Source organism: Pseudomonas oplopanacis, from assembly GCF_057128725.1.
In genome coordinates, this window is sequence record NZ_JBSKHV010000018.1 from 1 (window position 1) to 25,545 (window position 25,545).

Here is a 25,545-nt window from a genome sequence, read left to right on the forward strand (position 1 = left end):
GGCTTCGGTAAAGCTGCGGGTTTCGGCCACATGAATGAAGGCCGTGATGCCGCTGAGGCTGTCCATCATTTGAGGTGTGCTAGGTGCTGGGAGAGGGTTAAGGCAGAGTAGAGGCGGGCGGGGGAATTGGGAAGGGAAGTCTCGGGGACCGGGGGCGCCATTCGCGAGCAGGCTCGCTCCCACATTTGATCTTCGGTGAACACAAATTTTGTGTCTGACACAGATCCACTGTGGGAGCGAGCCTGCTCGCGATGGCGGCTTTACATTCAGCGCAACATTCCGACGGGCACCCGGTCTGTAATGAGCAGACCGGGCGCCATCGATAACGCTTTAGTGCGCGGCTATCGGTGCCGTGACCGACTTGCCGAACGCTGAGGTGACCGTGATGGTCGGACTCGGTGTCGGCCCGCTACCGGTCGTCGTCACGGACACCCGCCACCGCGCACCGGTGCCAATCGGCGTGAGCGTGGCGGCCCCCAGGTTAAGCGGCCCGGCGGTGGTGGTCGCGGTCACTGTCACCGTGTTGCCCGCCGCCTTCGAAGTAGTCCCGGCAATGTCCCAGGTGTAGCGACTGTTGCTGCGACCGGTGACGGAAGCGCTGGTCACCACCAGGTCCTCGTTGACTGCCGCGGCGCCGCTGACGGCCACGGACACCGTCGCCGGGGCAGAGACCGCGTCCTTGGCGTCGCTGGCCTGATAGGTGAACGTCGCAGTGAACGGCGCGGGGACAATCGCCGGAGGCGTATAGATCACCCGCGTACCATCGGTGGTGACCGTGCCCTTACCGGAATCCGGCTGACTCAGGCCCACCACTTTGAGCGGCACATTGCCGTCCGGGTCGGTGTCGTTGGCCAGCACGTTGATGGTCAGCGGCTGACCATTGCTGCTGGTCGCGACGTCCGGGTTGGCCAAGGGTTTTTTGTTCTCGCCTTCATTGTCGTCGTCATCACCGTTACCGCCGGTGCGGAAGGTTGGCAGCGCCACGGAGGCCACGTACGTCACACCGTCCCAACCCGGCAGCGGTGTTGGCATCAACTGGAACTGACCGGGATGCTCGATATCCCAACGCAAGAGCATTGAGTTGTCCTCGTGCTGGGTGTTGTGGCAGTGCTCCATGTAAGTGCCGGCGAACTCGCGGAAGTGAATGGCCATTTCCACATCCACGGAACTGTCGATGCCTTCGCCAATGCGATAGACGTCCTTGCGCGCCCATTTTTCCCAATCCGGCGGCGCCTTGCCGTCGCGACTGAGGATCACGCCTTCCTCGAAATGCACGTGCACCGGATGGTTCCAGCCGTTGCCGCCATTTTTGATTTTCCATACTTCGAGGGTGCCGTCGCCGGAGTACCCGCCATCGGTCGGGCCGTTGGCCAATTGCGGTGCGGCGCTGAGCCGGCGTGGGTCCATGTTGTAGCCGAAACCGCCATCGGTCTTGACCGTCCACGGTGCGGCGTCGGTACCGTCGGAACGCCCGAAAACAAACTCGCGGTGCCGTGCGGCGGTGAGTTTGGCCTGGTCGGTCGGGTTATCGCGGTCGATAGTCAGCGGGATCATGACCTTGCCGGCGGCTTTGCCAGGCTTGGCCGGTTCATAGGCGACCGGGTCCATGCTCAGGTCCTGGCCAGAGTAGGGCTGTACCAGCAACTCGAGGAATTTACCCACGGTCGGGTCGCCCTTGTCCCATTCCGGACCTTTGCTGCCTTGCTTGATCACGGCTTTGTATTTTTCCGACAGCACATCGGCCAGGGACAGTTCGTCTTTCTCCGGGCCCTTGCCGGTCTGGTGTGCCATCAGATTGATGAAGAACAGCTTGTCGCCAACGCTAATCCCGTTTTTCGCGAAGTTGACAATGATGTCGTAGCGTTCGGCGATGCCCTGGGTCGGCAGGATCGCGTTGTGATCCTGGAAGTTACCGTCGCCATCGAGGTCCATGGTGCCGTCGAACGGAATGCTGTGGGCCATGATGTTGCCGTCGTTGCCGATCAAGTGGAACGGCACGCGGTTATAGGACACCCCGGAACCCGCCGGGCCCGGAAACTCGCCACCATTGCCGCTGACCTGACGCACCAGCGCCATTTTGAAGTAGCGCGACACCGAGCCGTTGAGGATGCGGAAGCGATAGCTGCGCGCCCGCACTTTCAGCACCGGTTGGTACTGCCAGTTGACCAGAATCTGGTCGCCGAGAAAGCCGTCGGTGTTGAACGGGTTGAACCACAACTGGCCGTTCGCGTCCCAGGCCTTGTCGGCGACCACCAGGTTCACATCGTAATCACGGTTGCCCCACGGCATGGCCGAACCGCTGGGGAAGCGCAAGTTGACGCCGTCCTCGATCGCCTCGTTACCGCGATCCAGCGCGCTGTAGTAATTCATCATCACCGCGTTGCCCTTGTAGACGTTCTGCGCGGTGAAATCGAGCATGTGGTCGTGGAACCAGTGGGTGCTCATGGTTTCGCGCCAGTCGCCACGGATCTTGATGGTGCCGTTGTCGCAGGTTTTCAGGCCGGGACTGGCGTCGTTGACGTACAGGGTTTCACCGGGCGCGCAAGGGAAGGCGGCGCGCGGATCCTGCGCGGTGGTGTTGATGGTGTCGTAGCCGGCCAATTGCACGGGCCAGCGATAGTCGTAGTACTGCCCCGGAAAGAAAAACGCGTTGGCATAGCCGTCGCTTTCCGCCGGGGAGTGCCCGTTGTGTTCGTGGGTGCTGATGGTGTGCAGGCCGAAGCCCATGTTGGCCGCCGGGTCGATCGGCAGGGCGTTGTAGTGACGCATCACCAGAGGTTGGCCGTAGCGCACCATGAGCAATTTGGGCGGCACGGTGCCGTCGAAAGTCCACAGCGCATTGTGATTCTGGATTGGCATTTTCGAGTGGAAACGCACGTCGATGCCCTTGGTGGTACCGGCGGTGGCCGGGATGTCCGAGGTTTGGTAGTAGAGCCCGCCGGGGGCAAATTCACCCTTGGCGTAGTTGTGCAATTGCTTGCGGTCACGCAGGCCCAGGTTGGTCCGCGCGCCGGCTTGTACGGTCTTGAAATCAGCCTGCGGGTAGAACTCGTTCCAGCGCTGATGCGACCAGCCTTTTCCCGGTGGCCGACCTTCAGCGGGCGAACCGACCGGATGACGGTTGAGGAACGATTCGATCTGCGCCTGCCAGGGGTTGCGGTCGAGCACATTGGAGAACTGCGACGGGAACGGAAACAACCCCGGTTGACGCATGAACGCGTCCAGCGCGGCGCTAGACGGGCCACTGCGAGCGACGAGGTTCGGGTCCTGCTGCGGCGCCGGGCCGGTGGTGGGCACGGGGAAGCTCAGCGGCGGCTGCGGCAGGGTAGGGTCGAGTTTTTCCGTACCGAACTCTTCGAACAGCAGCAGTTGCTGAGTAAACGGCTCGGCCCCAAACAAGGGACTTGGTTTGCCGTTGGTGGGGAAGTTGAACGACGTTTGCGCAGCGGGCGGCAGCACGTTATCGGCGCGGGGCGTTTCCTTGTCGCCGTACACACCGTTGGGCAAGGCCAGTGAACCCTGATTCGCCTCGGGCATTGTCTTCAATGCTTCGAGCGCCACGACTGGATCCGCCGGTGGGTTGTAATAGGCCGAGGGATCGGTCGGCGGCGGTTGACTGACATCGTCAATCGGGGCGGCATTCAGTGTGGCCAGGCTGGCCGTCATGAGCACCACCGTAGTGATGCCCTGCGCCAGGGAAACGCCGGGCGATTTGTTCGCAGGGATTGAGCTTTTCATGATGGTTCTCGTGGGGCATGCCGGTGTGAGGGCACGTGCCCTTCGGCTAACGCAAAAGTCGCGCCATTACCGTAGTGGCCTGAAAAGCTGTTTTAAATCATTGGATTGTGCAGTGTATTTGAGAGTTTTAACCGTGGGGGAAGAGCACCGGACCCGGGGAAAATCCTCATTCTCGGGGGAATGGGGTTATCTTTTCGCGACAACCCCCTGTGGTGGAAATCAGGCCAGTTTCACATTCATGGTGATCCGCGCCGTGAACACCTTCTTGCCGTCGGCGTCATGAATATCCACCGGCACGATCTTGTCGCCTTCCGTCTGCCAGTCCACCGCTTCACCGTTGGCCACTGCCGACACATCGCTTTTGGCCTTGGCCAGATACTCCACGGTCATGCCTTTCGGAATCCAGCGCGCACCGGCAGGGATGGACACGTCAGTCATCGTCCCGGCGGCCAGTTCGGCAGCGTTGCACATCGCAATCGCATGCACGCTGCCCAGATGGTTGGTGATCTCCCGTTTGAACGGCACCTGGACCGCGGCATAACCGGGGCGCAATTCCGAGATCAGCGGGTTGATGGTGCTGAAGTAGGGTGCCACCTGACAGGCCATTTTGCTGAACGCTTCCGGGCCTGCGCTGTTAAACATGCTGAGAAACTGACTCATATTGAAGCCTCACTGACGGTTGATTTGGCAGAATGATATTCCGTAACAGAATAATGTTCTGTGACGGAACAGTATTCTGTCGCAATGAAATCTGTCAACCTAGCGCGGCTTACTCATGGGCAGTGCTCTGCCTTGTCATGGATTTTCTTGGCCAGTGTCCCGCATGGAAACCTCAGATTTACTCGAACGCTGCTACCCCGGCAGAAGAGCCGAACTCAAGCGCGATATCTTCAGAAAGGCCTTGGCCCTGTTCAACGAGCTGGGAGTCGAAGCCACGACCATCGAGATGATCCGCGCCGAATGCGACACCAGCGTCGGCGCGATCTATCACCACTTTGGCAACAAGGAAGGCTTGGTGGCGGCGCTGTTTTTCACCGCGCTGGACGATCAGGCGCAGCTGCGTGACCGCTATCTGGCCGAAGCGCAGACGACCGAGGAAGGCGCGCACGCGCTGGTGCACAGTTACGTCGACTGGGTCGACAGCCAACCGGAATGGGCGCGCTTCCAGTACCACGCACGGTTCGCCATCACCAAAGGCCCGTTCAAGGACGAGCTCGCGAGCCGCAACAAAACCCGTAATCACACACTCGGAGCGTGGCTGGCAGAACCCGGCCGGCGCGATGAATTGCGCGCGGTGCCTGGCGAACTGTTGCTGTCACTGATCATCGGCCAGGCCGACAGTTACTGCCGCGCGTGGTTGTCGGGGAGGGTGAAGGGCAGTCCCAAGGCCTATCGCGATCTGCTGGCGCAAGCCGCGTGGCGCTCAATCTGTGACAATAGCCCGGCCGATGCCCAGTAAGTCTTTTCCCGGAGTCAGAATTTCAATGCCGCAACTCACCCACTTCGCAGCCCCGTGCCCGGAGCACATCAACAGCCAGATCCTGCAACTGGTCGTCGATAACCTGACCGACATCAGCATGGTCGGCATCGGCCCGAGCAACCCGCTGTACAACGTCTACCAATACACGGTCGGCTTCGAAGTGCACCTGTACCTGGAAGCGCTCGACGGCTCCAAGGGGATTGCGGTCGAGTTGATCGTCGTCACCGACGACGAAGACCCGACGAAGGTCATCGGCTTTTTGCTGTACCTGCCAATCAAGGACGATCCGCAAGCCTGCGGCGTCGCCTACATGGCGGTCGACGTTGGCCATCGTCGCCAAGGTGTCGCGCGCAACATGTTGAAAGACATGATCAGCCGTTACCCACACGCCGAACTAACGTGCGCCGTGGCCAAGGTGCCATGGTTCGAATCGATGGGCTTTCAAGTGCTGGGCGTGCGCGCTACGCAAGTGCTGATGAACACTCGCGACCACAGCAGCGAAGGCTTGATGGGGCTGCTGGATGTGGCCTCGATCTACAGTTCGCTGGAAGTTCGGCAGATCCATCACTACTTGCTGCAGAAGCACGGCAAGCGCGCAATGATCGATGCCGAGAAGCAGCGCGACCGGCATCTGGACCAGATGACCCGCAACGCCAAGGTGTTTGTGCTGAATCGTTTGGGCCAGAACGCCGCGAACGAGCCTCGTCTGGACTAGACTCACAAGTCCTTTCGGGAGCGCACGGTCGCCCGACCGTGATATTCTGCGCGCCAACTTGGTTTGACCTGTTCAGTTGGCCCGTCTCGCAGACGTGCCGACAGGATCAATGTCGCTCAAGTAGCTGAAGCCAATAATGATAAAAAGTCAGTTCAGTAGGGACATATAACTGAGGTCGATGGAGACACATCGGCCTTGTGTGCCCACCCTCCAATCAGCATGCATGAACACCCACGACATCCTGCCTGTATGCCGTGAACCAGGGGTTTTTGACATGAAGATGGATGGGCGGATGGCGTTTTATCATAGGTGCTACAGATGTTTAAAAAAATGAACACGGCCCTGCTGGGGCTGGCTTTGTCGATGGGGATCACGTCCGCTCACGCGGAAGAGGCAAAGAAAGTCGATGTGCTGCTGATTGGCGGCGGCATCATGAGCGCAACCCTGGGTGTGTGGCTCAATGAGCTGGAACCCGGCACCTCGATGGAAATGATCGAGCGTCTCGACGGCGTCGCCCTGGAAAGCTCCAACGGCTGGAACAACGCCGGTACCGGTCACTCCGCCCTGGCCGAGTTGAACTACACACCGGAAGACGACAAAGGCAACGTACAGATCCCGAAAGCCGTTGAAATCAACGAAGCGTTCCAGATCTCCCGTCAGTTCTGGTCCTGGCAAGTTCAGCAAGGCGTGTTGAAAAACCCGCGTTCGTTCATCAACTCCACTCCGCACATGAGCTTTGTGTGGGGCGATGACAACATCAAGTTCCTGAAGAAACGCTACGAAGCCCTGCAAGCGAGCCCGCTGTTCGCCGGCATGCAGTACTCCGAAGACCCGGCTGTGATAAAGAAGTGGGTTCCGCTGATGATGGAAGGGCGCGACCCGAACCAGAAAGTCGCGGCCACCTGGACCCCGATCGGCACCGACGTGAACTTCGGCGAGATCACCCGCCAGTTCGTCGCGCACCTGCAAACCACGCCAAAGTTCGACTTGAAGTTGTCTAGCGAAGTGCAAGACATCACCAAGAACGAAGACGGCACCTGGCGCGTCAGCTACAAAAACCTGAAAGACGGCACCAAATCCGAAACCGACGCCAAGTTCGTGTTCATCGGCGCCGGCGGCGGTGCACTGCACCTGCTGCAGAAGTCCGGCATTCCTGAAGCCCAGGAATACGCAGGCTTCCCGGTCGGCGGCTCGTTCCTCGTGACCGAAAACCCGACCATCGCCGAACAACACCTGGCCAAGGCCTACGGCAAAGCCTCCGTCGGCGCACCGCCAATGTCGGTTCCGCACCTGGACACCCGCGTCCTGGACGGCAAGCGCGTCATCCTGTTTGGCCCATTCGCGACCTTCAGCACCAAGTTCCTGAAGGAAGGTTCGTACCTGGACCTGCTGACCACCACGACTACACATAACGTGTGGCCAATGACCAAGGTCGGCATCAAGGAATACCCACTGGTTGAGTACCTTGCAGGCCAACTGATGCTGTCTGACGAAGACCGCATGAACGCCCTGAAAGAATACTTCCCGAACGCCAAAGCCGAAGACTGGCGCCTGTGGCAAGCCGGCCAGCGCGTGCAAATCATCAAGCGTGATGAAGCGGCGGGTGGCGTGTTGAAGTTGGGTACTGAGATTGTTTCGTCGGCTGACGGCTCGATTGCTGGCCTGCTGGGCGCATCGCCGGGTGCATCGACCGCTGCACCGATCATGCTGACCGTGCTGCAGAAAGTGTTCAAGGACAAGGTGGCTTCGCCGGCGTGGCAGGAAAAGCTGCACCAGATCGTGCCGAGTTATGGCACTCAGTTGAACGGCAGTCCTGAGAAGGTTGCGCAGGAGTGGGCTTATACTGCGAAGGTGTTGGAGTTGACTCCGCCGCCGGTGATCCCGCAGGTGGGGGCTCCGGTTGTTGCTCCGGCTGATGCTGGAAAGGCTCCGAAGGCTAATGCTGCTAGTGATATGGCTTTGTAAGTAGAGGCTTTGTCGAAAGCCCACTGGATCGGTGACGGTCAGTGGGCTTTTCTGTGCTCGGAATTCAACACTGGCTGATTGCGCATCGTTGAAGGCATACACCGGTCTTGTGGCGAGGGAGCTTGCTCCCGCTGGGTTGCGCAGCAGCCCCACAATAGTTTGTCTGTGCGCTATCACTCAGGAGTGTTTTCATCCACTTCCGTACGGTTAGCGCTTTCGTGGAACGCTGTAGGATGACCCTCATGTGGAATGCTGCTGCTTGGGCAGTTGATATTTGTTCTCTGTCGTAGTCGGTTCAAGTGCCTTTTTGTTCCTTTCGAACGCTATGGTGTTATAGCAGAGTGGAAGTTTTGTTCTGCCCGTTTTTCGTTTCCGCTCCTAGTAAGCGAAGTGAATAACTGGAGTCATAGTTGTAAATCAACGCAGGCGGGTTACTCCAACTGACTTGTCAACTCCGTCAACTTTTATTTTGTAAGTGTCGCCTTGTTTGTAAATGATTACTTTGGGCATGAAAGAATAATGGTAGTGATACAAATATTCAGACTGCTCCCAAATCTGCCCGTTAACCAATTTGATAATTGTCTCTCCTTCGAATCCTTCAAAATCCCCGTCTATTTGGCTTTCAATTGCTCTATTGTTTGAGGGTGATTTATTTTCCTTTGAGTCAGAGGAGGAGATGATTTCAATGTTTAAGGATTTATCATTTATTATTAATCTACCTTGATGTGGGCATACTAGGACGTCAGGGTTGTACTCATACAAGTACTCATATTCATATTTAACCTGCCACAACGATCCGTCTGCGAGTTTGAATATTTCTCCGTCATTTCCCATAAATGGTGATGGGCTAAGTACTGATGATTGAAAGCATTCTTGAGCAGCTACGTTCGTCGACAATATAGCCAAATATATGGAGCTGGCGAATGTTGCTATATTTAACTTCATGCGGTATTACCCTTAATTCTCATCTTATATACGAGGCGGCGTTGCCTAGCGAAAGAACGATATGGATGATGGTAAGCAAACGGTGGTCTAGATCAAGCGTAACAACTCGACGCTGCCGATTCGCCACTACTCTGTCCACGGTTTATGGCCAGAAGTCGCCAAACTGAAAGACAAACATAAAACGGATGTACGCTCGTTCGGCCGTGAATGGAAAATAAATCCACCGCTTTTTTTCCATTTCCCTTTTTACGTTAATGGCTTTTCAGTAAATGCTGCTACAACGGCGTCGTCTAGTTAGACATGATCCGCTTGTAGCGCTGCTTATACTCCTCATAGGGGAGGCCCTGTTGTTCCAGCTGTTTGAGCTGTTGCTGTTGGTAAGCGTCTTTTGTCAGCAGCGCAGCACTGATCCCTGAATTTGACTCCTTAACTCCCTTTAAACCAGCGGCACCATTTGGAAACAGCTGATTAGTCAGCTCTGTGATTTTTTTCTCAGCAATAATGAATTTATCGATTGCCCGCCAGCTACCGCTTCGCGAGTCATATTCAGCGTGGCCAACCTGCTGGCCGTATTGATAAACACGGATATCTGCATAACTCATGTAAATAGCCATGTCCCACGACCAGGTACCGATATAAGTCGTCGAAAGAGGGCAGCTAGACGGGCTGCTGCCTGGTGTGATCTGACGCGTGTGGAATCCTTTATTTTTGAGCAGGTTTTCATAGGTAGTGTTGAATCCCTCTCGCAGTCCTTCAGCGGGAATCAGACAAATCTCTGGCATCATCTCGGAAGACAACTGAACGGGTGTCACGGTTTGCTTGATGGTGCAACCAGATGCCAAAAAAGTTGCGGTCAGGATGAGAGGTAAATAAAGAGTGCGCATGTCGACCTTCATGTCATGAATGAACTGCGGACGGAATCACGTCATTGCCAGTCAAGCTGGTTAAGAGCAGAAAGTGCCGTGCAGATTTTGAGGACCAGTTTATAGTCGGAAGGGGGGGCGGCCTTTCATTTGGCGACAGCGCTTTTTCAATTGATGACAATCCATGACCGTTAATCGGGGATTGCACAGCGTTGCTTGAGTTATGACCCTTGTTCGACGTATCGATATGTCGTCAGTGGCGTGAAAATTCCCAGCTATGGTTTTCGGAAAAGATGTGAAAGGGGGGGGGATTTATTTTTCGGAAATAAATCCCCCCCTTCACAAAACATCGTCGCGCTTCCTTTTTTGGAAAATTGGAAAAATTATGGAGCCTGCGAGGGCTCGTCACATAATTAGTTCGGTTTCACTCAAGGTGTTCTAACTTTGTCAAATAATTTAACCAGCTGTTCTACACCATCAAATGTAGATGGGATGTTTTCCTCGTTTGCAACAATCCCACTAAACACCAAAGATTCAAACTTCTCCAAGAGTGCAGGGTTGCTGCCTTTGATTTTTACAGCATAATCCGCATAACTCTGAATAAACTGGCATACAGCTTTTCTCAGATCTAACTGTGCAAGTTGTCCTTTCACTGATTTATAACCTTGGAAGACAACTCTAAAAAAATATAACAAGAGGAGATCATAGCCTAGGAAGGCTACGAATAACTCTGTGTTGAAGGTAGAAGAAGGCTCATCATTCAGGACATGCCAAATTTTCCACAAAAAAGGCGCAACCATCAGGCAGGCTAGTACCACCATTGTAAAAATGCTTAGGTAAGACGAACGTCTTTTAGAGCGCGCAATGTCATTAAAGCCCTTGTGAAGCCCTACAAAATTGAAAGCATCTTTATAGCTTTTTAAAGCGTCATGGAGGGCACCAACTTCTTTTTTGCTACCTTCCAATTTCGTATCCAAGTCTTCGACTATCGCACCAAGGCCAGCATGTTTTTCGTCAAAGTTTCTTATAAGCCCAAAGTCCGCCTTATTAAGAAAGCTTTTAGCTAAAGCAACAGGCATGAAGTTATCCGCATAAACCAGTTGGTTTTTTACTCTGGATGGTATTTCACTAGCTTCATATTGAATTTTTTCCAATGCTCTCCGCGCTTCGTAACCTGCATCGCCCGGAAAATTACTATCCTTGTGGAAGGCAAGTTCGGATAGAAATCTATAGCAACTGGTAAAGATGCTCTCGATACTGCTCTCATCTATCCTTGACTCTGCAATTTCATTATAAAATCGGTCGCCAATAATATTTATATTAAACTGGCAAGCGCTATCGAAATCACGGGCATTGGTTTTAAATAACGCCAGCGCAGAAAGTACAAGCTGTATGAATTGTTTGTTTGTTTCGGTCGGTAATGCATCATCGCTTAGGCGTAGTGCCAAGTTGGCGATTGCAGTCTGAAACTTCTGCGCCGCAAAAAACTCAGGAACGTTTTCCATTCAACAGCTCCTCCGAGTTATCAAGCAAGTCCAATTGCATATCATTTCTTTTTGCCCTTCTAAATGCAAAGCGTGATTGCAGACTGATTTAGGATATTTCGTACTTTTTGGTCAACTGCTTCTCAATCGGCTCGGGTGGTATTTCTTTATCTCCTACAGACGAGTCAGGGCTGGACACGAAACAACGACCAAATCACCCTTGGTCTGGTAGGCCTGTAGATCGTCCGAATTGGTCGATTACTGCCCGTCACGAGGTCCAGCAATCGACCCATAAGAGAGGTTCATACCAGATATGACAGACCCGTCACTACCGGTTGATCACCCGTGCCCCTAAGCGTCAGATTCTTTTTTTGCCAGCCTGATGGCTGTAGTCATATGCGGTACAGCGTAGGCCTTGTACCAATGATTCATTCCTGAAATAGCTTTCTGAGCGGGTGCCGTGTCGGCTGCTCCGACCAGTTCCGCACAAGCCTGCGCCATTGAGACAAGAATGCGGGCTGCTTCGGGAACGTAGGGGAGGTCATTTCCAGCTTCATGACGCTCACGAATGATCTGGTAGCGAATGTTTTCCGGAAGCGTCCAGGCGCTGATTAAAAACTCCTGAACGGAGTAATCGACTCCTTTTATTTCTACGGTCGCGGAGCGATGTTCTTCATTGAATCCTGCCGTTTCGATCTGCTCACAGCTATCGATGACAGTGTTCATCATTTCTCGAATTTGTTGCCAATCAGTTTTCATCCGAACTCCTTTTCAATGTTGTCTTTCCGCAGGATACGTTGTGTGAATTTCTGTGGACAGGTGAAAGGCAACTCCTGGCGAATTAGCGACTGATTCAAGAGATCAGATTGCTACCGCTATCACCCTCCGTAGGACGCACGTGTCAGCCTATTCAACAACACTTGAAAGCACATGTTTAAACACCCTCAGCGTTACGTCCTGAAAGCTACAAAACCTTGTGCCTTTGCCTACGGGTACGCCAGAATCCGCCGGCTTGTGCGCTTTAGGTTCACTCGGTAACTTGATTCGTGTCACTGACCTTCAGTGATCGGGTTTAGCAGCCCGTCAGACGAAGCGCATTTGCATTCATATAGTCAGGTCATTTCATGCCTGCACGTTATGGTAGCTGTGCGCAGGGGGCCCTCGGGCGCGCCGGATTTCGTCTCCGCCGGTCTGCTAACCTGCGCACAGCTGCCACCCTGCATTCGTTTAGCAGCGATTGGGTGATGGCTCCATATTTGGAGACTTAAATATGTTCAAGGTAACACCCAATCCACCAGACACCGATCCAGTGTCCCCGTACGAACCCGAGTCAAAAAAGCTCAATGAGGCCGCCGAACGCGCCCTCGACTTCCACTTCCCGTCGAACGCCGACATCAAAGCCAAACCTCGAACCCGCAGCACACTATTTTCCGTGGACCCGAAAGCCACAGCCGAAACCCTGGCGGTTTTTTTGGTCGAGACGTTGGCTTCGCTTGATGTGATGGTCCATCACTTGGTGGATCATTTGGAGGGGGAGGCGCGCTACGCGTTGCTGGGTATTTCAAACAGCATCATGGTGGCGGAGATCACGGCGAATGGGGTGCTGGATAAGATTGAGCCAGGCGTGTAACCGTTGTTTTGTGGCGGAGGAGTTTGTCGGATCGTAGCGCTTTGCTGTTGGGCAGCGTAGCGGCAAAAACAAAACAGGCCTGCTGCGCAGTCCAGCGGGAGCAAGCTCCCTCGCCACAGGTTATTCATTGTTCGATCTATCTATGTTCATAAAAGCGGGACGCTAGGCGTCTCGTCTCTATGCTGGTGTTGTCTGTATGATTGAGTCATTGACCGCATACTTAGTCCAACCCCAACCTCCATATTAAAAGGACGATCATGGATATCACTAACGTCGGTCGTTATAAGCTTAATTTCGATGCCATCAGCTTTAATATCGAGTGCCCCCTGGGAACCGCTAAGTTTTCGGGATTGGCAACATCCAATCTCCCGAAACTGTATGTCGTCTGTGTTGACGATCACCCCAACCCAATCTATATCGGCATGACCAAGCAGCCAATTCGTAATCGTCTTCGATTAGGATGGAACGCGAATGGTGAGAACGGATATCACGGCTACGCATGGCGTAGGAGTTTCACAACTGCCACGCTTGATGTTTGGTGCCACACCAATCCCACTGCAATGAATGATTGCATTGACGTCGAGACTGTTGAGGCCGAACTGGTTTATTTGATTCGCAAAGCAGGACAGTGGCCTTTATTCCAGACCGAAATCCATTTTCATCCGTCAACAGAAGTACATCGCGAAGTGGCTGCCAAAATTGGTGCTCACTATGGCCTTGCCATCGATAGCTCTGATGCCGAATCGAAGTTTGTGCCGTGACTGTCCGCTGCCACCGCTAGCTATCCAGCAAATGATTTCCCTAGCAGAGCTATCGATCAATCGAGTGTTGGATCAAGCAGACCCACAAGGGTAGGCGAGGGCGTTGTTTCTACAGGGTGTGAAGTAAAAAGCCCGTCCCCTTTTGAGGGGACGGGGCTTTATGCATTTCAGTGGTTCACTCGTAATACCCATCTCATTGCTGCTGAAAAGCAACCTTCACCCCAAGCCCAACAAACAACGTGCCGATAATTTTCCCTTCCCACCGACGCAGCCTTGAGAGCCCTTTGATCAACTGGCTCAACGGACGAATGCTGATGGAAATCAGGCTGGTATAGATCGCAGCGCTCAGCGTGTGAACCAAGTCGCCCGACGCAATGCCCAGCCCAGTGGCAATACCGACTTTACGTCCACCCTGAACAGTGCGTGTGATCACCAGCAGTACGGCGGGGCCAGGGATTAAAAAGAGTCCGATAACAACGGCTACGTAGGTCACGATAGAAGCCAGGTCAAACATCGCGGTTCACCTCAAGGCAGGGCAGGGCCACAGTTATCCTTAAATGAAATGCGAAAGCAAAGTTTATGCGTGACCTGCTTCAAACCGACGGCTGTCATCTTACAGCGCGTTTGATCTTCGAAATCCCACATCCTGCCGTTGCCACCCGCCAGCTCCATCTATCGTTTGAAAGTGTTGCTTTCTAAACGTCTTCTACACTGACCAAGCCTGTTCGTGACCCATTGTTCACGACCGCAGGTCAGCAGCCTGTTGCACGTTTGTTGGTAACGCCTTCCAGCTTTTGCGAGTTGACTCAAGCACTAATGAGCACCCTGCAATCCCACACAATCCGGATCACGAGGGGGAACACGCCATGAACGCAATAACGACCAAAGACGGCACGCAGATTTTCTATAAGGATTGGGGGCCGAAAGACGCGACGCCCATTGTGTTTCACCACGGTTGGCCATTGAGCGCGGATGACTGGGACAACCAGATGATGTTCTTCCTGCTCCAAGGCTATCGGGTGATCGCTCACGACCGCCGTGGGCACGGGCGCTCGACCCAGACGTGGGAGGGCAACGAAATGGACACCTATGCCGCCGATGTCATCGAGCTGACCGATGCGCTCGACCTCAAGGGTGCGATCCATGTCGGCCATTCGACCGGGGGTGGTGAAGTCGCACGCTACACCGCACGGGCCAAACCGGGACGCGTTGCCAAGGCCGTACTGATCAGCGCGGTCCCGCCCATCATGGTCCAATCGGAAAAGAACCCCGGTGGCTTACCACTGGAAGTGTTCGACGGGTTCCGCTCGGCATTGGTCGCCAGCCGCGCGCAGTTTTACGTGGATGTGCCGGCAGGGCCGTTCTACGGCTTCAATCGACCTGGGGCCAAGGTCTCGCAAGGCGTCATCGATAACTGGTGGCGTCAAGGCATGATGGGCGGCGCAAAAGCTCATTACGACTGCATCAAGGCGTTTTCCGAGACTGACTTCACCGAGGATCTGAAGGCGATTGAGGTGCCGACGCTGGTGATGCATGGCGAGGATGATCAGATCGTGCCGTTTGCAGACTCTGCGCCGCTGTCGGCCAAACTCTTGAAGCACCCCACGCTCAAGACGTACCCGGGCTTTCCTCACGGAATGCCGACGACCAACGCGGATCAGATCAATGCTGATTTGTTGGCGTTTATTCGCGGTTGAGCACTGCGTAGAACAAAGCCCCGTCCCCATTGAGGGGGCGGGGCTTTATGCATTTCAGCCGGCCGCAAAGCGTGATCCTCACGCGCTCATTGGCCAACTCAAAATTCTCAATATTGGCACTGTGTTCCACCCCGAGCGGCGTGTATTTTTTTACTTTCAGTGATCCCGACGCTAGACACAGGTGGATGAAACCGTGGCAACGAACGACCTTCTCAGCGTAAAAATCCCGGACAGCAAAATGGCTCGCGAAGTGACTCAGCTCATTCGTGACACCGAAAGCGAGTTTCTGTTTTCACACTCCACGCGCGTCTATTTCTGGGGCGCTTTGCTCGGTCAACAAAAGGGCCTGACCTTCGACCCAGAGCTGCTGTACGTCGCCGCAATGTTCCACGATCTTGGCCTGACATCTGTCTATCAAGAGAGCCAGTTGCGCTTTGAAGTGGACAGTGCGAACGCCGCGCGCGACTTCCTGCGCAGCCATCATATTTTCGAAGGGGACATAGAGAAGGTCTGGAACGCCGTCGCACTTCATACGACGCCGGGTATACCGGAACACATGCATTCAGAAATTGCCCTGTTGCAGGCAGGGGCGGGAATGGATGTGGCTGGTCGTGGCTTTGAGCAGTTCACAGACGAACAACGTGGGGCGGTCATCGCCCGCTATCCCCGCGGAACCGATTTCGCTCATAAGATGATCGACGAGTTTTATCAGGGGATGAAACATCGTCCTGGCAGCACATTCGGTACGTTTAACGATGATTTCCTGGCGTTCAAGGATCCGGGTTTTAAACGAACAAACCTCTGCAGCGTCATTCTCTGTTCGCATTGGGAGCACTGAGCAACGCGTCATCGTACAACGCGGCGATGATTCAATTCCCAGACATCCTGTCGACACCACCCGCCCATTCACACGGCTAGCGCTCCCACAGCTAGCAGCTTCTCTACGAATATCAAATCTCAATCCGCGCTAAATCCCCAGACAAACGGCCAACTTTCCGATTGACACCCCAACCCTTACCTCGATATAAAAGGCACAGTTGTACGACGACAGACGAGACATCGGCTGTTGAAGCCTAAAAATAAAAAGAGTGTCGGCCCCATCATGAATCCATCTTGCGTACTCATTCCCCCCAGCGTCGCTCCCTCTGGCTTGATGTTGTCTGCTCGCGTGCCCGCGCGATCAGCGTCGTCGCAGTCCATTGTCCCGTCAAAGCGTTACTAGCACTCGTCCAACAGCATTTTGTTGAACGCAAGACACGGCTGAACCCGACCAGCCTTGGCGCGGAATTCTCGCGTTTTGGCGATGCTCTACGACACAATTGATCTCGCTTGAAACCGAGAGATCATCACCATAATCCAATAATAAAGTGATGCCATGAATCTGAACGAGCCCATCAATGCGCAACGTGTCGGCCAGACGGTCGGCAAATACCGCTGGACGATCTGTGCACTGTTGTTTTTCGCTACCACCGTCAACTACCTCGACCGTCAGGTACTGAGTCTGTTGGCGCCGCAGCTGTCGACGCAATTTGGCTGGAGCAACACCGACTACGCCAACATCGCCTCGGTTTTCCAGTTTGTGTATGCGATTTCCATGTTGTTCGCCGGCCGCTTCGTCGACAAGATCGGCACCAAGAAAGCGTACATGTTTGCGATCGGCATCTGGTCCACCGGTGCGGTGATGCACGCCTTTGCAGTGCCGATGGGTGAGGGCATCGGCTTCCTGAGCAGTGCGCTCGGCCTCGCCGTGATCCCGGTTTCGATTGCCGGTTTCATGCTGTCGCGGGCCGTGCTGGCGATTGGTGAAGCGGGTAACTTCCCGATTGCGATCAAGGCCACTGCGGAATACTTCCCGAAGAAAGAGCGCTCGTTCGCGACTGGCATCTTCAACTCCGGCGCCAACGTCGGTGCGATCCTGGCGCCGATCTGCGTGCCGCTGATTGCCGGCATCTGGGGTTGGGAAGCCGCGTTTATCGTGATTGGTCTGTTGGGCTTCGTCTGGGTCGCGGTCTGGATCGCGCTCTACGAGAAGCCAGATCAACAGAAACGTCTGTCGGCCGAGGAACTGGCCTACATCCGTGCCGATGAGCCTGTGCAAGTGGTCACCCCGGAAGTCTCGGGTGTCGCTGCCAAAAAAGTATCGTGGTTCAAACTGCTGACCTACCGCCAGACCTGGGCGTTTGCCTTCGGCAAATTCATGACGGACGGCGTGTGGTGGTTCTTCCTGTTCTGGCTGCCAACCTATCTGTCGGCGCAATACGAGATGAAGGGCGCGGCCATCGTTGCACCACTGGCCGTGTTGTACAGCATGACCATGATCGGCAGTATCGGCGGCGGCTGGTTCCCGAGCTACTTCATGGCGCGTGGCGACAAGCCGTATGACGGTCGCATGAAAGCCATGCTGGTGATCGCGCTGTTCCCGCTGGTGGTCCTGCTGGCGCAGCCACTCGGCTACATCAGTTTCTGGGTGCCGGTGTTGCTGATTGGTGTGGGCGCCTCGGCGCACCAGGCGTGGTCGTGCAACATCTTCACCACCGTGTCTGACATGTTCCCGCAAAAAACCATCGCTTCGGTGGTCGGTATTGGCGGCATGGCCGGTGGTTTGGGCGGTGTGGTGATGACCAAGATCGGTGGTTACGTGTTCGACTACTACAAATCGATCAACGACATTCACACCGGCTACATGATCATGTTCGCCATCTGTTCGCTGGCCTATCTGGTGGCATGGAGCGTGATGAAAATGTTGGTGCCACGTCACAAGGAAATCACTGACCTGTAAAACGGCAGTCCGTGCAGTAGAAAGCCCCGTCCCACATCAGTGGGGCGGGGCTTTTTCGTTTCTGGTATCTGATCCGTATTTTTCCGGGTTATCTGCCTCTGTAATGCACTCAGTTGCAGGCTCACAATGACGGCCTACCGCGAACTCAAAATGTAGGAGGCCTCAAATGGGCAAGATGGCAATTTTCCTCGGTGGATTTCTGGTGCTGACCATTCTGATTGGCGCACTGGCCACCATCTCTCCGACTTAATCCTTTCCTCAAACATCCTCCCTCCAGCGCCGCGCCTGCACGACCAGTGCCGGCGCAAAGTGCAGCACTACCATGCGCACCAGGTGATGGGTGAGGATGAACACAACATTCAGCCCGCCACTGAAGGCGACGAGGGCGATGGTCTCGATGGCGCCCGGCATGTAGGCCAGCCATAGCGACAACGGATTGCTGCCCAGAAACTGCCCGGCGATGCCGGCAAATGCGGCGGCGATCAGCAGCATCAGGCCGACCGACATCACGGCGGCACGGCCGTGATGCAGGAGCTCGCCGAAAGAGATGTCCTTGAATTTCGAGCCAATCAACGCGCCGAGCAACACAGTCGCGAAGTCGACACTCCATGACGGCATGTGAAAGCCCTGCAAGTAGCCGGACTTGAGGTAGACGCCCGTGAGCACGATGGCGGTGAGCATGAACGGTGCCGGCACGCCGACGTTCAGCAACAAACGACCGAGCAGCAGGCAAAAGGCGATCAGCGACAGCAGGGGCAGCGCCATGCTCATGTCCAGCAGGCTGTTGTCGGCCACCGCCACGTTGGTCTGGCCGGGAATGCAGAAGCTGACGAGGAGGGTGATGGCGAGCAGTCGAACCAGATGCACGACAATCACTTTGCTGGACGCGCGTTCGGATTCGAGCAAGTCAAATATTGCCGCGAGTGCGCCGGGGTAGACCGCCAGCAGCGAATCCTTGCGGTTCCATCCGGCGATTTTCAGCAGCGCGAGGCCGGCCACCGAGCTTTGCACCATCAGGCAAAACAGCATCAAACCCAGGCTGGGGAGCATGGCCGCGACGGTGTGGCTGTCCCACGCGGTAAACATCAGGCCGGTCGCGATCCCCAGTACGATTTGCACGTAGCCGAGGCCGAAACGCAGGGTAGGGGAGAAGTGCAGACGACTGGCGATCAATGCCGACGCCAGGATCGACCCGAGCAACAGGCCATGGGGAACGCCGGCGTATTGCAAGGTGGCGCCGACGCCGGTGGCGATCAGTAAACACAACAGGGTTTTCATGAGTCTTCCTTGATTCGTGAATGGCCGACGCTTCCATCCGGGCCGCCCTGTTTTCCCACTGAATGGCATCAAGCGTCAAGAACGATGATCGACTCGCTGGTCATGTCCGTTAGGCGACATCTCCTGGCTTACTAGCGTTAGTCGGTAATCCGCAGAAGCGTTAGAGTCGTCCTCACGTTCCTGGCAAACCCGGATGCCCCACCATGACGCGCCCTCGTTTCCTGCCCGACAACTTCACCCTCACCCTGATCGGCGTCGTGCTGCTCGCCAGCTTTTTGCCCGCCAGCGGTCAGGTCGCGGTGGGTTTTGGCTGGCTGACCAACATCGCCATCGCGCTGCTGTTTTTCCTGCATGGCGCCAAACTGTCACGCGAGTCGATCATCGCTGGCGCCGGCCACTGGCGCCTGCATTTGCTGGTGTTCAGCCTGACCTTTGTGCTGTTTCCGCTGCTCGGCCTGGCGCTTAAACCGGTGCTGTCACCCCTGATCGGTGACAATCTGTACATGGGCATGCTCTACCTCTGCGCACTGCCGGCCACGGTGCAGTCGGCCATTGCGTTTACGTCCCTGGCGCGGGGGAATATTCCGGCGGCGATTTGCAGTGCGGCGGCGTCCAGCCTGTTCGGGATCTTTATCACGCCGTTGCTGGTGACGCTGCTGCTGAATGTGCATGGCGACGGCGGCTCGACGCTCGATGCGATTGTGAAGATCAGCGTGCAACTGCTGCTGCCGTTCATTGCCGGGCAGATCGCGCGGCGCTGGATCGGTGAATGGGTTGGGCGCAACAAGAGTTGGCTGAAGTTCGTCGATCAGGGTTCGATTCTGCTGGTGGTGTTCGGCGCGTTCAGCGAAGCGGTGAACGAAGGCATCTGGCAGCAGATCCCGCTGTGGGAACTGGCCGGGCTGGTGGTGGCGTGCTGCGTGTTGCTGGGGCTGGTGTTGGTGGCCTCGACGGTGCTGGGTAAAGCCTTCGGTTTCAATGTGGAAGACCGCATCACCATCCTCTTTTGCGGTTCGAAGAAAAGCCTGGCCACCGGCGTGCCGATGGCCCAGGTGCTGTTCGCCGGCAGCACCATCGGCGTGTTGATCCTGCCGTTGATGCTGTTCCATCAGATTCAGTTGATGGTCTGTGCGGTGCTGGCCCAGCGCTACGCCAAACGCCAGGAATCGGTTGCCGAACTGATGGCGCAAGTAGATCCTTGATCGCCTGAGTCCCAAGCGTCGTCTGGAGCTGTGCATGAAGGTTGGGGTGATTTCCGATACCCATGGTTTGCTCCGCGCCGAAGCGGTTGCGGCGTTGCAGGGCTGTGAGCGGATCATCCACGCGGGTGACATCGGCAGTCGCGACATACTCGATCAACTGGCGTCCATCGCTCCGCTGCATGCGGTGCGCGGGAACAATGACCTCGCCGAGCCGTGGGCGGCAGATATCGAGGATCTGCTGCGTTTCGATCTGAGCGGATGGAGCACGCTGCTGGTGCATGACATCGCCGATGTTCCGGCGTTGCTCGATGCTGACATCAAACTGGTGATCACCGGTCATTCGCATAAGCCGCACATTGAATGGCGCGGTGAGCGTCTGTTCCTCAATCCCGGCAGCGCGGGGCGGCGGCGCTTCAAGCTGCCGGTGACGCTGGCGTTGATCGAGGTGCTGGAAACTTCGATAGAACCGCGCCTGATCTCGTTATTGGACACCCCCTAATCAAACTGTGGGAGCGAGCCTGCTCGCGAAGGCGGTGTGTCAATCAACATCAATGCTGACTGATACACCGCCTTCGCGAGCAGGCTCGCTCCCACAGGGGATCTTCGTTGTGGTGTCGATTGTGATCAGTACCGCTGATATTTCGAACCGAACTCAGGGCGGTTCTCTGCCACCACCACACCACCGCGCACGGCGTTGCTCGGGCTGATCAGCGCCACACGTTCACGCAGTTCTTGCAGACGATCCGCGCCACCTTCAGCGACACGATTCTGGATCAGGCGATCCGAACCACCTTCCACGAGCAGTTGCTGATGTTGGCTGTGGGACACGGCGCTGGCGGTGTTCGCCGATGCCAGGTTAGACAGACCGAGACCACCGACCAGTGCCAGACCGAGTGCCAGGGACGAGACTTTCGAGAAGTTGAACATGGGTGATACTCCGTGCGTTTAGTTTGAGTGGGTCGGTAGCAGCTGCTATCCGGTGAACACAGTTAAACGCTCGGGTGTATCGGTGATGTGTGCGCGAACCCGTCGAAATCGGGGTTTGCGTATCTGTCGCGGGTTCTTATACAGACGGATACAAAACCCGATCAGGATTCGGCGCCAAGCAGCTCCACCGGGTAGGAGAACACGTAGCCTTCGCTGCGCACGGTCTTTATATAGGTCGGCTCGCGTGAGTCATCGAGCAAGCGTTGGCGCAAGCGGCTCACCAGCAAATCGATGGAGCGGTCGAACAGGTCGGCATCGCGGCCCTGGGTCAGGTTGAGCAACTGATCGCGGCTGAGCACCCGTTGCGGGTGATCGAGAAACACGCGCAGCAAACGGTATTCCGCGCCACTGAGGGCGACCATGGTGCCTTCGTCATCCAATAAGTGGCGAGCGGTGGTGTCGAGGCGCCAGCGGCCGAATCCGAGCAGGCGACCGGTTTCGGTGATCAGCAGGTTCGGTGGCAGCATCCGCGTGCGACGCAATACCGCGTTGATCCGCGCGAGCAACTCGCGGGCGGCGAAGGGTTTGGTCAGGTAGTCGTCGGCGCCCATTTCCAGGCCGAGGATGCGATCGGTTTCGTCGTTGCGGGCGGTGAGCATCAGGATCGGCGTGGCTTTGTGTTTGCCGGCGCGCAATTCCCGGCACAGCACCAGGCCGTCATCGCCGGGCATCATCAGGTCCAGCACGATCAGGTCGACTTGATTGGTTTCCAGGAAATGGCGCATCTGCCGGCCATCCGCAACCACCGTGGTGCGCAGGCCATTCTTCTTCAGGTAATTACCCACCAGCTCGCGGATCTCGCGATCGTCATCGACGATCAGGATGTGGTTCACGTGATCCATTGCTCAACCCTCTTGTTATTCGCTGTGGGAATTGTATCGCAGTGTATCGCAGGCGCTGTTTGACACCTTACGCCTTAATAACGCGGTGTTGACGACACATGGCAGATACCTCCGGGCGATTAAATGGCTTCCATCGAGACAAGACAACTTGCCTCACCGCCACTGACTATCGCCACCCTGAGGAACTGATCATGAACTGGAACACACTCATTGCCGCCAGCTTCTTCGCCGTCCTGAACGTTGCCGCGTTCTCGGCCCATGCCGCTGATCAAACCACACAGCCGGTCTTTGCTCACGGCACTCATCTGGATATCAAGAAAGTGATTTCCATCGAAGACACCGGCAGTGGTTGCGGCCTCGTCAATGCCCGCCTGAGCTACCTTGATTCCAGCGGTTCGCACAAAGTGCTCGACTACAGCAAGTTCGCGGATTGCGGCAATCAGGGTAGTTGATCCATCCACTACGTCGGGCAAAACAACAGACAAATGACTGGTAGGGAAATCACTATGAAGATGAATGTGTTGAGCCGTAAAACCGAATCACGCCGCCGCTTCATGGCGCCAACGATGCTCGCTGTTGCGTTGCTGCAGTTCGGTGCCTTGGGCGCTGCCACTGCGCAAGTCGCGACCCCGACTGAGGAGCCGGTGGTGGCGAAAGTTGAGTCGCACGACTCGTTCGGTCCACTGAAGCACGTCAAGGCTGGTTTGCTGAATGTGGCTTACGCCGAGGTGGGGCCCGCCGACGGCCCCGTGGTGATTCTCCTGCACGGTTGGCCCTACGACATTCACAGCTACAGCGAAGTCGCGCCGTTGCTGGCGGCCAAGGGTTACCGGGTGCTGATTCCGTATGCACGGGGTTACGGTGACACGCAGTTCCTGTCGGACAAGACCCTGCGCAACGGCCAGCCTGCCGCACTGGCCAGTGACGTGATCGACTTCATGGATGCGCTGAAAATCAAACAGGCCGTACTCGGCGGTTATGACTGGGGCGCGCGTTCGGCGGACATCGTCTCGGCGTTGTGGCCGGAGCGGGTCAAGGCGCTGGTGTCGGTGAGTGGTTACCTGATCGGCAACCAGGCCGCAGGCAAGAACCCGTTGCCGCCCAAGGCTGAATTACAGTGGTGGTATCAGTTCTATTTCGCGACCGATCGTGGCCAGGCCGGCTACGAAAAAAACCGTCACGACTTCGCCAAGTTGATCTGGCAGACCGCATCGCCAAAATGGACTTTCGACGATGCGACCTATGATCGCAGCGCTGTCGCGCTGAACAACCCGGACCATGTTGCGATCACCGTTTTCAACTACCGCTGGCGGTTGGGCATGGTGCAGGGCGAACCGCAATACGAAGCGCTGGAACAGAAACTGGCCACGGCGCCGTCGATTACGGTGCCGACCATCACGATGGAAGGGGACGCCAACGGTGCACCGCATCCGGCGGCCGAGGATTATGCCAAGCGTTTTACCGGTAAGTATGAATACCGGCTGATCAATGGCGGCATCGGCCACAACCTGCCGCAGGAAGATCCGCAGGCGTTTGCCAAGGCAGTGATCGATGCTGATCACCTGTAATAACCCAAACTAGCCCATGTGGGAGCGAGCCTGCTCGCGAAGAGGCCATGTCAGTCAACATAGATGTTGAATGACACACCGCCTTCGCGAGCAGGCTCGCTCCCACAGGGATTTTTGGTGTTAGTCGGGTCGTGGGTTATGCCACAACCTGATAACACGGCACATACGCCGCGCCACCCGGCAGTTTCATCCGGTGCTGGGCGACGAACGCTTTGAGCAGTTGATCCAGTGGTCGCATGATCTCGGCATCGCCGCGGATCTGATACGGCCCGTGCTGCTCAATCAGGCGAATGCCCTTGTCCTTGACGTTGCCGGCGACAATGCCGGAGAACGCACGGCGCAGGTTGGCCGCCAGTTCGTGGGCTGGCAGTGTCCGGCTCAGCTTCAGGTTGGCCATGTTTTCGTGGGTCGGGTCGAACGGGCGCTGGAAGCCTTCGTCGATCTTCAGCAGCCAGTTGAAGTGGAACGCGTCATTGCGTTCGCGGCGGAACTGTTTGACCGCTTTCAGCCCTTGGGTCATCTGCCGTGCCACTTCCGCCGGATCATCGATGATGATCTCGTAATGTTTCTTCGCTGCGTCGCCCAGCGTGGCGCCGACAAATGCGTCCAGTTGTTCCAGATACGGTGCGGCATGCTTGGGCCCGGTGAGGACGACCGGGAAGGGCAGGCCGGCATTGTCCGGGTGCATCAGGATGCCGAGCAGGTACAGGAACTCTTCAGCCGTGCCCGCGCCACCGGGGAAAATGATGATGCCGTGGCCGACGCGCACGAACGCTTCCAGGCGTTTCTCGATGTCCGGCAGGATCACCAGCTCATTGACGATCGGGTTCGGCGCTTCGGCGGCGATGATCCCGGGTTCGGTCAAACCGAGGTAACGACCGCCATGGATACGCTGCTTGGCGTGGGCGATGGTCGCGCCTTTCATCGGGCCTTTCATCACGCCGGGGCCGCAACCGGTGCAGATGTCGAGGCTGCGCAGGCCCAGTTCGTGGCCGACTTTCTTGGTGTATTTGTATTCTTCGGTGTTGATCGAGTGACCGCCCCAGCAGACCACGATCTTCGGCTCGACGCCGGGGCGCAGGGTGCGGGCGTTGCGCAGCAGGTGGAACACGTAGTCGCTGATGCCCTGGGAGGTGCTCAGGTCGATGCGCTGGCTGTCGAGTTCGTTTTCGGTGTAGACGATGTCACGCAGGGCGCTGAACAGCATTTCACGGGTGCTGGCGATCATTTCGCCGTCGACGAAGGCGTCGGCCGGGGCGTTCAGCAGTTCCAGGCGCACGCCGCGGTCTTGCTGGTGGATGCGGATTTCAAAATCTTTGTAGGCTTCGAGGATGGTCTTGGCGTTATCGACATGCGCGCCGGTGTTGAGGATGGCCAGGGCGCACTGGCGGAAGATGTTGTAGGTGCTGCCGGAACCGGCTTCGCTCAGTTGTTGGACTTCGCGTTGGGAAAGGGTTTCCAGGCTGCCTTTTGGGCTGACCGAGGCGTTGATTACTTGTCGTTGGGTCATTCAATGATCCTTAAAACGATGTCACTCGCCGAACCGCGCGAAGGGCATCCGAATAGTGTGTATCCATGGATGAAGATGGCACGAACTGGGCTATACCGCCA

The 25,545-nt window shown here is 56.3% G+C and carries 23 protein-coding genes and 1 pseudogene; 13 read left to right on the forward strand and 11 right to left on the reverse strand.

Annotation, left to right across the window (positions count from 1 at the left end; all coding sequences use genetic code 11):
• Window positions 1-330: 330 nt before the first annotated feature.
• Together ACWKV5_RS26045 and ACWKV5_RS26050 are read right to left on the reverse strand one after the other, a co-directional pair.
• Window positions 331-3,738 carry an Ig-like domain-containing protein gene (locus tag ACWKV5_RS26045; RefSeq protein WP_483843573.1) on the reverse strand — a complete coding sequence of 1,136 codons (3,408 nt, stop codon included), beginning with the start codon at window positions 3,736-3,738 and terminating at the stop codon, window positions 331-333.
• Between the two features lie 219 nt (window positions 3,739-3,957).
• On the reverse strand, window positions 3,958-4,398 hold the full coding sequence (locus ACWKV5_RS26050; protein ID WP_483843574.1) for a hotdog fold domain-containing protein: 441 nt from the start codon (window positions 4,396-4,398) through the stop codon (window positions 3,958-3,960).
• Window positions 4,399-4,561: 163 nt separating this feature from the next.
• On the opposite strand from ACWKV5_RS26050, the gene ACWKV5_RS26055 reads away from it, so the two are divergent.
• From ACWKV5_RS26055 to mqo, 3 genes are all read left to right on the forward strand, one after another.
• Entirely contained in the window at window positions 4,562-5,197 is a 636-nt protein-coding gene (locus ACWKV5_RS26055; protein WP_483843575.1) for a TetR/AcrR family transcriptional regulator, read from the forward strand.
• A gap of 25 nt (window positions 5,198-5,222) precedes the next feature.
• A complete protein-coding gene (locus ACWKV5_RS26060) occupies window positions 5,223-5,933 on the forward strand; it encodes a GNAT family N-acetyltransferase (protein WP_483843576.1) in 711 nt (236 codons plus the stop codon).
• A 318-nt stretch (window positions 5,934-6,251) separates the two neighbouring features.
• A complete protein-coding gene (gene mqo / locus ACWKV5_RS26065) occupies window positions 6,252-7,898 on the forward strand; it encodes a malate dehydrogenase (quinone) (protein ID WP_483843577.1) in 1,647 nt (548 codons plus the stop codon).
• 417 nt (window positions 7,899-8,315) lie between these two features.
• Here the strand turns inward: mqo and ACWKV5_RS26070 are convergent, their stop codons facing one another.
• From ACWKV5_RS26070 to ACWKV5_RS26085, 4 genes are all read right to left on the reverse strand, one after another.
• Window positions 8,316-8,843, reverse strand: a complete 528-nt coding sequence (locus ACWKV5_RS26070; protein ID WP_483843578.1) for a hypothetical protein — start codon at window positions 8,841-8,843, stop codon at window positions 8,316-8,318.
• Between the two features lie 290 nt (window positions 8,844-9,133).
• Window positions 9,134-9,727, reverse strand: coding sequence for an Sbal_3080 family lipoprotein (locus ACWKV5_RS26075; RefSeq protein ID WP_483843579.1), 594 nt, complete (start codon window positions 9,725-9,727; stop codon window positions 9,134-9,136).
• A 407-nt stretch (window positions 9,728-10,134) separates the two neighbouring features.
• A complete protein-coding gene (locus ACWKV5_RS26080; protein ID WP_483843580.1) occupies window positions 10,135-11,211 on the reverse strand; it encodes a hypothetical protein in 1,077 nt (358 codons plus the stop codon).
• Between the two features lie 330 nt (window positions 11,212-11,541).
• The gene (locus tag ACWKV5_RS26085) at window positions 11,542-11,949 is read right to left on the reverse strand and encodes a hypothetical protein (protein WP_483843581.1); all 408 of its coding nucleotides are present in this window, start codon (window positions 11,947-11,949) and stop codon (window positions 11,542-11,544) included.
• A 511-nt stretch (window positions 11,950-12,460) separates the two neighbouring features.
• Here ACWKV5_RS26085 and ACWKV5_RS26090 point away from each other — a divergent pair.
• The 3 genes and pseudogenes from ACWKV5_RS26090 to ACWKV5_RS26100 all read left to right on the forward strand — a co-directional run.
• Window positions 12,461-12,820 carry a DUF6124 family protein gene (locus tag ACWKV5_RS26090; RefSeq protein WP_483843582.1) on the forward strand — a complete coding sequence of 120 codons (360 nt, stop codon included), beginning with the start codon at window positions 12,461-12,463 and terminating at the stop codon, window positions 12,818-12,820.
• Between the two features lie 257 nt (window positions 12,821-13,077).
• Window positions 13,078-13,581: a hypothetical protein gene (locus ACWKV5_RS26095; protein ID WP_483843583.1), complete on the forward strand. Its 504-nt coding sequence runs from the start codon at window positions 13,078-13,080 to the stop codon at window positions 13,579-13,581.
• Between the two features lie 16 nt (window positions 13,582-13,597).
• A pseudogene (locus ACWKV5_RS26100) lies at window positions 13,598-13,675 on the forward strand (DUF6124 family protein); the annotation flags it as partial.
• Window positions 13,676-13,774: 99 nt separating this feature from the next.
• On the opposite strand, the gene ACWKV5_RS26105 reads toward ACWKV5_RS26100, so the two are convergent.
• Window positions 13,775-14,095, reverse strand: a complete 321-nt coding sequence (locus ACWKV5_RS26105) for a hypothetical protein (RefSeq protein ID WP_483843584.1) — start codon at window positions 14,093-14,095, stop codon at window positions 13,775-13,777.
• A gap of 352 nt (window positions 14,096-14,447) precedes the next feature.
• Here ACWKV5_RS26105 and ACWKV5_RS26110 point away from each other — a divergent pair, with 352 nt between their 5' ends.
• The 3 genes from ACWKV5_RS26110 to ACWKV5_RS26120 all read left to right on the forward strand — a co-directional run bounded on the left by ACWKV5_RS26110 (window position 14,448) and on the right by ACWKV5_RS26120 (window position 18,057).
• Window positions 14,448-15,278 carry an alpha/beta fold hydrolase gene (locus ACWKV5_RS26110; RefSeq protein ID WP_483843585.1) on the forward strand — a complete coding sequence of 277 codons (831 nt, stop codon included), beginning with the start codon at window positions 14,448-14,450 and terminating at the stop codon, window positions 15,276-15,278.
• 193 nt (window positions 15,279-15,471) lie between these two features.
• A complete protein-coding gene (locus ACWKV5_RS26115) occupies window positions 15,472-16,116 on the forward strand; it encodes an HD domain-containing protein (RefSeq protein WP_483843586.1) in 645 nt (214 codons plus the stop codon).
• A gap of 537 nt (window positions 16,117-16,653) precedes the next feature.
• Entirely contained in the window at window positions 16,654-18,057 is a 1,404-nt protein-coding gene (locus tag ACWKV5_RS26120; RefSeq protein ID WP_483843587.1) for an MFS transporter, read from the forward strand.
• Between the two features lie 258 nt (window positions 18,058-18,315).
• On the opposite strand, the gene ACWKV5_RS26125 is transcribed toward ACWKV5_RS26120, so the two are convergent.
• On the reverse strand, window positions 18,316-19,335 hold the full coding sequence (locus ACWKV5_RS26125) for an AbrB family transcriptional regulator (RefSeq protein ID WP_483843588.1): 1,020 nt from the start codon (window positions 19,333-19,335) through the stop codon (window positions 18,316-18,318).
• 203 nt (window positions 19,336-19,538) lie between these two features.
• Between ACWKV5_RS26125 and ACWKV5_RS26130 the strand changes: the two genes are divergently transcribed.
• Together ACWKV5_RS26130 and ACWKV5_RS26135 are read left to right on the forward strand one after the other, a co-directional pair.
• Window positions 19,539-20,537, forward strand: a complete 999-nt coding sequence (locus tag ACWKV5_RS26130; RefSeq protein ID WP_483843589.1) for a bile acid:sodium symporter family protein — start codon at window positions 19,539-19,541, stop codon at window positions 20,535-20,537.
• 34 nt (window positions 20,538-20,571) lie between these two features.
• Entirely contained in the window at window positions 20,572-21,036 is a 465-nt protein-coding gene (locus ACWKV5_RS26135; RefSeq protein WP_483843590.1) for a metallophosphoesterase family protein, read from the forward strand.
• A 125-nt stretch (window positions 21,037-21,161) separates the two neighbouring features.
• Here ACWKV5_RS26135 and ACWKV5_RS26140 read toward each other — a convergent pair whose 3' ends face one another.
• Together ACWKV5_RS26140 and ACWKV5_RS26145 are read right to left on the reverse strand one after the other, a co-directional pair.
• A complete protein-coding gene (locus ACWKV5_RS26140; RefSeq protein ID WP_483843591.1) occupies window positions 21,162-21,464 on the reverse strand; it encodes a phage infection protein in 303 nt (100 codons plus the stop codon).
• 161 nt (window positions 21,465-21,625) lie between these two features.
• Window positions 21,626-22,366 (reverse strand): response regulator, encoded by a 741-nt coding sequence (locus ACWKV5_RS26145; RefSeq protein ID WP_483843592.1) that lies wholly within the window; start codon window positions 22,364-22,366, stop codon window positions 21,626-21,628.
• A gap of 191 nt (window positions 22,367-22,557) precedes the next feature.
• On the opposite strand from ACWKV5_RS26145, the gene ACWKV5_RS26150 reads away from it, so the two are divergent.
• Both ACWKV5_RS26150 and ACWKV5_RS26155 read left to right on the forward strand, forming a co-directional pair.
• A complete protein-coding gene (locus tag ACWKV5_RS26150) occupies window positions 22,558-22,818 on the forward strand; it encodes a DUF2790 domain-containing protein (RefSeq protein WP_483843593.1) in 261 nt (86 codons plus the stop codon).
• 54 nt (window positions 22,819-22,872) lie between these two features.
• Complete coding sequence (locus tag ACWKV5_RS26155) at window positions 22,873-23,934, forward strand: alpha/beta fold hydrolase (protein ID WP_483843594.1); 1,062 nt, start codon at window positions 22,873-22,875, stop codon at window positions 23,932-23,934.
• Window positions 23,935-24,070: 136 nt separating this feature from the next.
• Here the strand turns inward: ACWKV5_RS26155 and ppnN are convergent, their stop codons facing one another.
• Window positions 24,071-25,444 carry a nucleotide 5'-monophosphate nucleosidase PpnN gene (ppnN, locus tag ACWKV5_RS26160; protein WP_483843595.1) on the reverse strand — a complete coding sequence of 458 codons (1,374 nt, stop codon included), beginning with the start codon at window positions 25,442-25,444 and terminating at the stop codon, window positions 24,071-24,073.
• Between the last annotated feature and the right edge of the window lie 101 nt (window positions 25,445-25,545).

What these genes read in the sequence shown, in the direction of transcription:
- ACWKV5_RS26140 (WP_483843591.1), bottom strand. Translation starts at nt 21,464, where the DNA reads ATGTTCAACTTCTCGAAAGTCTCGTCCCTGGCACTCGGTCTGGCACTG.
- ACWKV5_RS26145 (WP_483843592.1), bottom strand. Translation starts at nt 22,366, where the DNA reads ATGGATCACGTGAACCACATCCTGATCGTCGATGACGATCGCGAGATC.
- ACWKV5_RS26125 (WP_483843588.1), bottom strand. Translation starts at nt 19,335, where the DNA reads ATGAAAACCCTGTTGTGTTTACTGATCGCCACCGGCGTCGGCGCCACC.
- ACWKV5_RS26105 (WP_483843584.1), bottom strand. Translation starts at nt 14,095, where the DNA reads ATGTTTGACCTGGCTTCTATCGTGACCTACGTAGCCGTTGTTATCGGA.
- ACWKV5_RS26050 (WP_483843574.1), bottom strand. Translation starts at nt 4,398, where the DNA reads ATGAGTCAGTTTCTCAGCATGTTTAACAGCGCAGGCCCGGAAGCGTTC.
- ACWKV5_RS26090 (WP_483843582.1), top strand. Translation starts at nt 12,461, where the DNA reads ATGTTCAAGGTAACACCCAATCCACCAGACACCGATCCAGTGTCCCCG.
- ACWKV5_RS26085 (WP_483843581.1), bottom strand. Translation starts at nt 11,949, where the DNA reads ATGAAAACTGATTGGCAACAAATTCGAGAAATGATGAACACTGTCATC.
- ACWKV5_RS26045 (WP_483843573.1), bottom strand. Translation starts at nt 3,738, where the DNA reads ATGAAAAGCTCAATCCCTGCGAACAAATCGCCCGGCGTTTCCCTGGCG.
- ACWKV5_RS26150 (WP_483843593.1), top strand. Translation starts at nt 22,558, where the DNA reads ATGAACTGGAACACACTCATTGCCGCCAGCTTCTTCGCCGTCCTGAAC.
- ACWKV5_RS26130 (WP_483843589.1), top strand. Translation starts at nt 19,539, where the DNA reads ATGACGCGCCCTCGTTTCCTGCCCGACAACTTCACCCTCACCCTGATC.
- ACWKV5_RS26060 (WP_483843576.1), top strand. Translation starts at nt 5,223, where the DNA reads ATGCCGCAACTCACCCACTTCGCAGCCCCGTGCCCGGAGCACATCAAC.
- ACWKV5_RS26075 (WP_483843579.1), bottom strand. Translation starts at nt 9,727, where the DNA reads ATGCGCACTCTTTATTTACCTCTCATCCTGACCGCAACTTTTTTGGCA.
- ACWKV5_RS26155 (WP_483843594.1), top strand. Translation starts at nt 22,873, where the DNA reads ATGAAGATGAATGTGTTGAGCCGTAAAACCGAATCACGCCGCCGCTTC.
- ppnN (WP_483843595.1), bottom strand. Translation starts at nt 25,444, where the DNA reads ATGACCCAACGACAAGTAATCAACGCCTCGGTCAGCCCAAAAGGCAGC.
- ACWKV5_RS26110 (WP_483843585.1), top strand. Translation starts at nt 14,448, where the DNA reads ATGAACGCAATAACGACCAAAGACGGCACGCAGATTTTCTATAAGGAT.
- ACWKV5_RS26095 (WP_483843583.1), top strand. Translation starts at nt 13,078, where the DNA reads ATGGATATCACTAACGTCGGTCGTTATAAGCTTAATTTCGATGCCATC.
- ACWKV5_RS26070 (WP_483843578.1), bottom strand. Translation starts at nt 8,843, where the DNA reads ATGAAGTTAAATATAGCAACATTCGCCAGCTCCATATATTTGGCTATA.
- ACWKV5_RS26080 (WP_483843580.1), bottom strand. Translation starts at nt 11,211, where the DNA reads ATGGAAAACGTTCCTGAGTTTTTTGCGGCGCAGAAGTTTCAGACTGCA.
- ACWKV5_RS26135 (WP_483843590.1), top strand. Translation starts at nt 20,572, where the DNA reads ATGAAGGTTGGGGTGATTTCCGATACCCATGGTTTGCTCCGCGCCGAA.
- mqo (WP_483843577.1), top strand. Translation starts at nt 6,252, where the DNA reads ATGTTTAAAAAAATGAACACGGCCCTGCTGGGGCTGGCTTTGTCGATG.
- ACWKV5_RS26120 (WP_483843587.1), top strand. Translation starts at nt 16,654, where the DNA reads ATGAATCTGAACGAGCCCATCAATGCGCAACGTGTCGGCCAGACGGTC.
- ACWKV5_RS26055 (WP_483843575.1), top strand. Translation starts at nt 4,562, where the DNA reads ATGGAAACCTCAGATTTACTCGAACGCTGCTACCCCGGCAGAAGAGCC.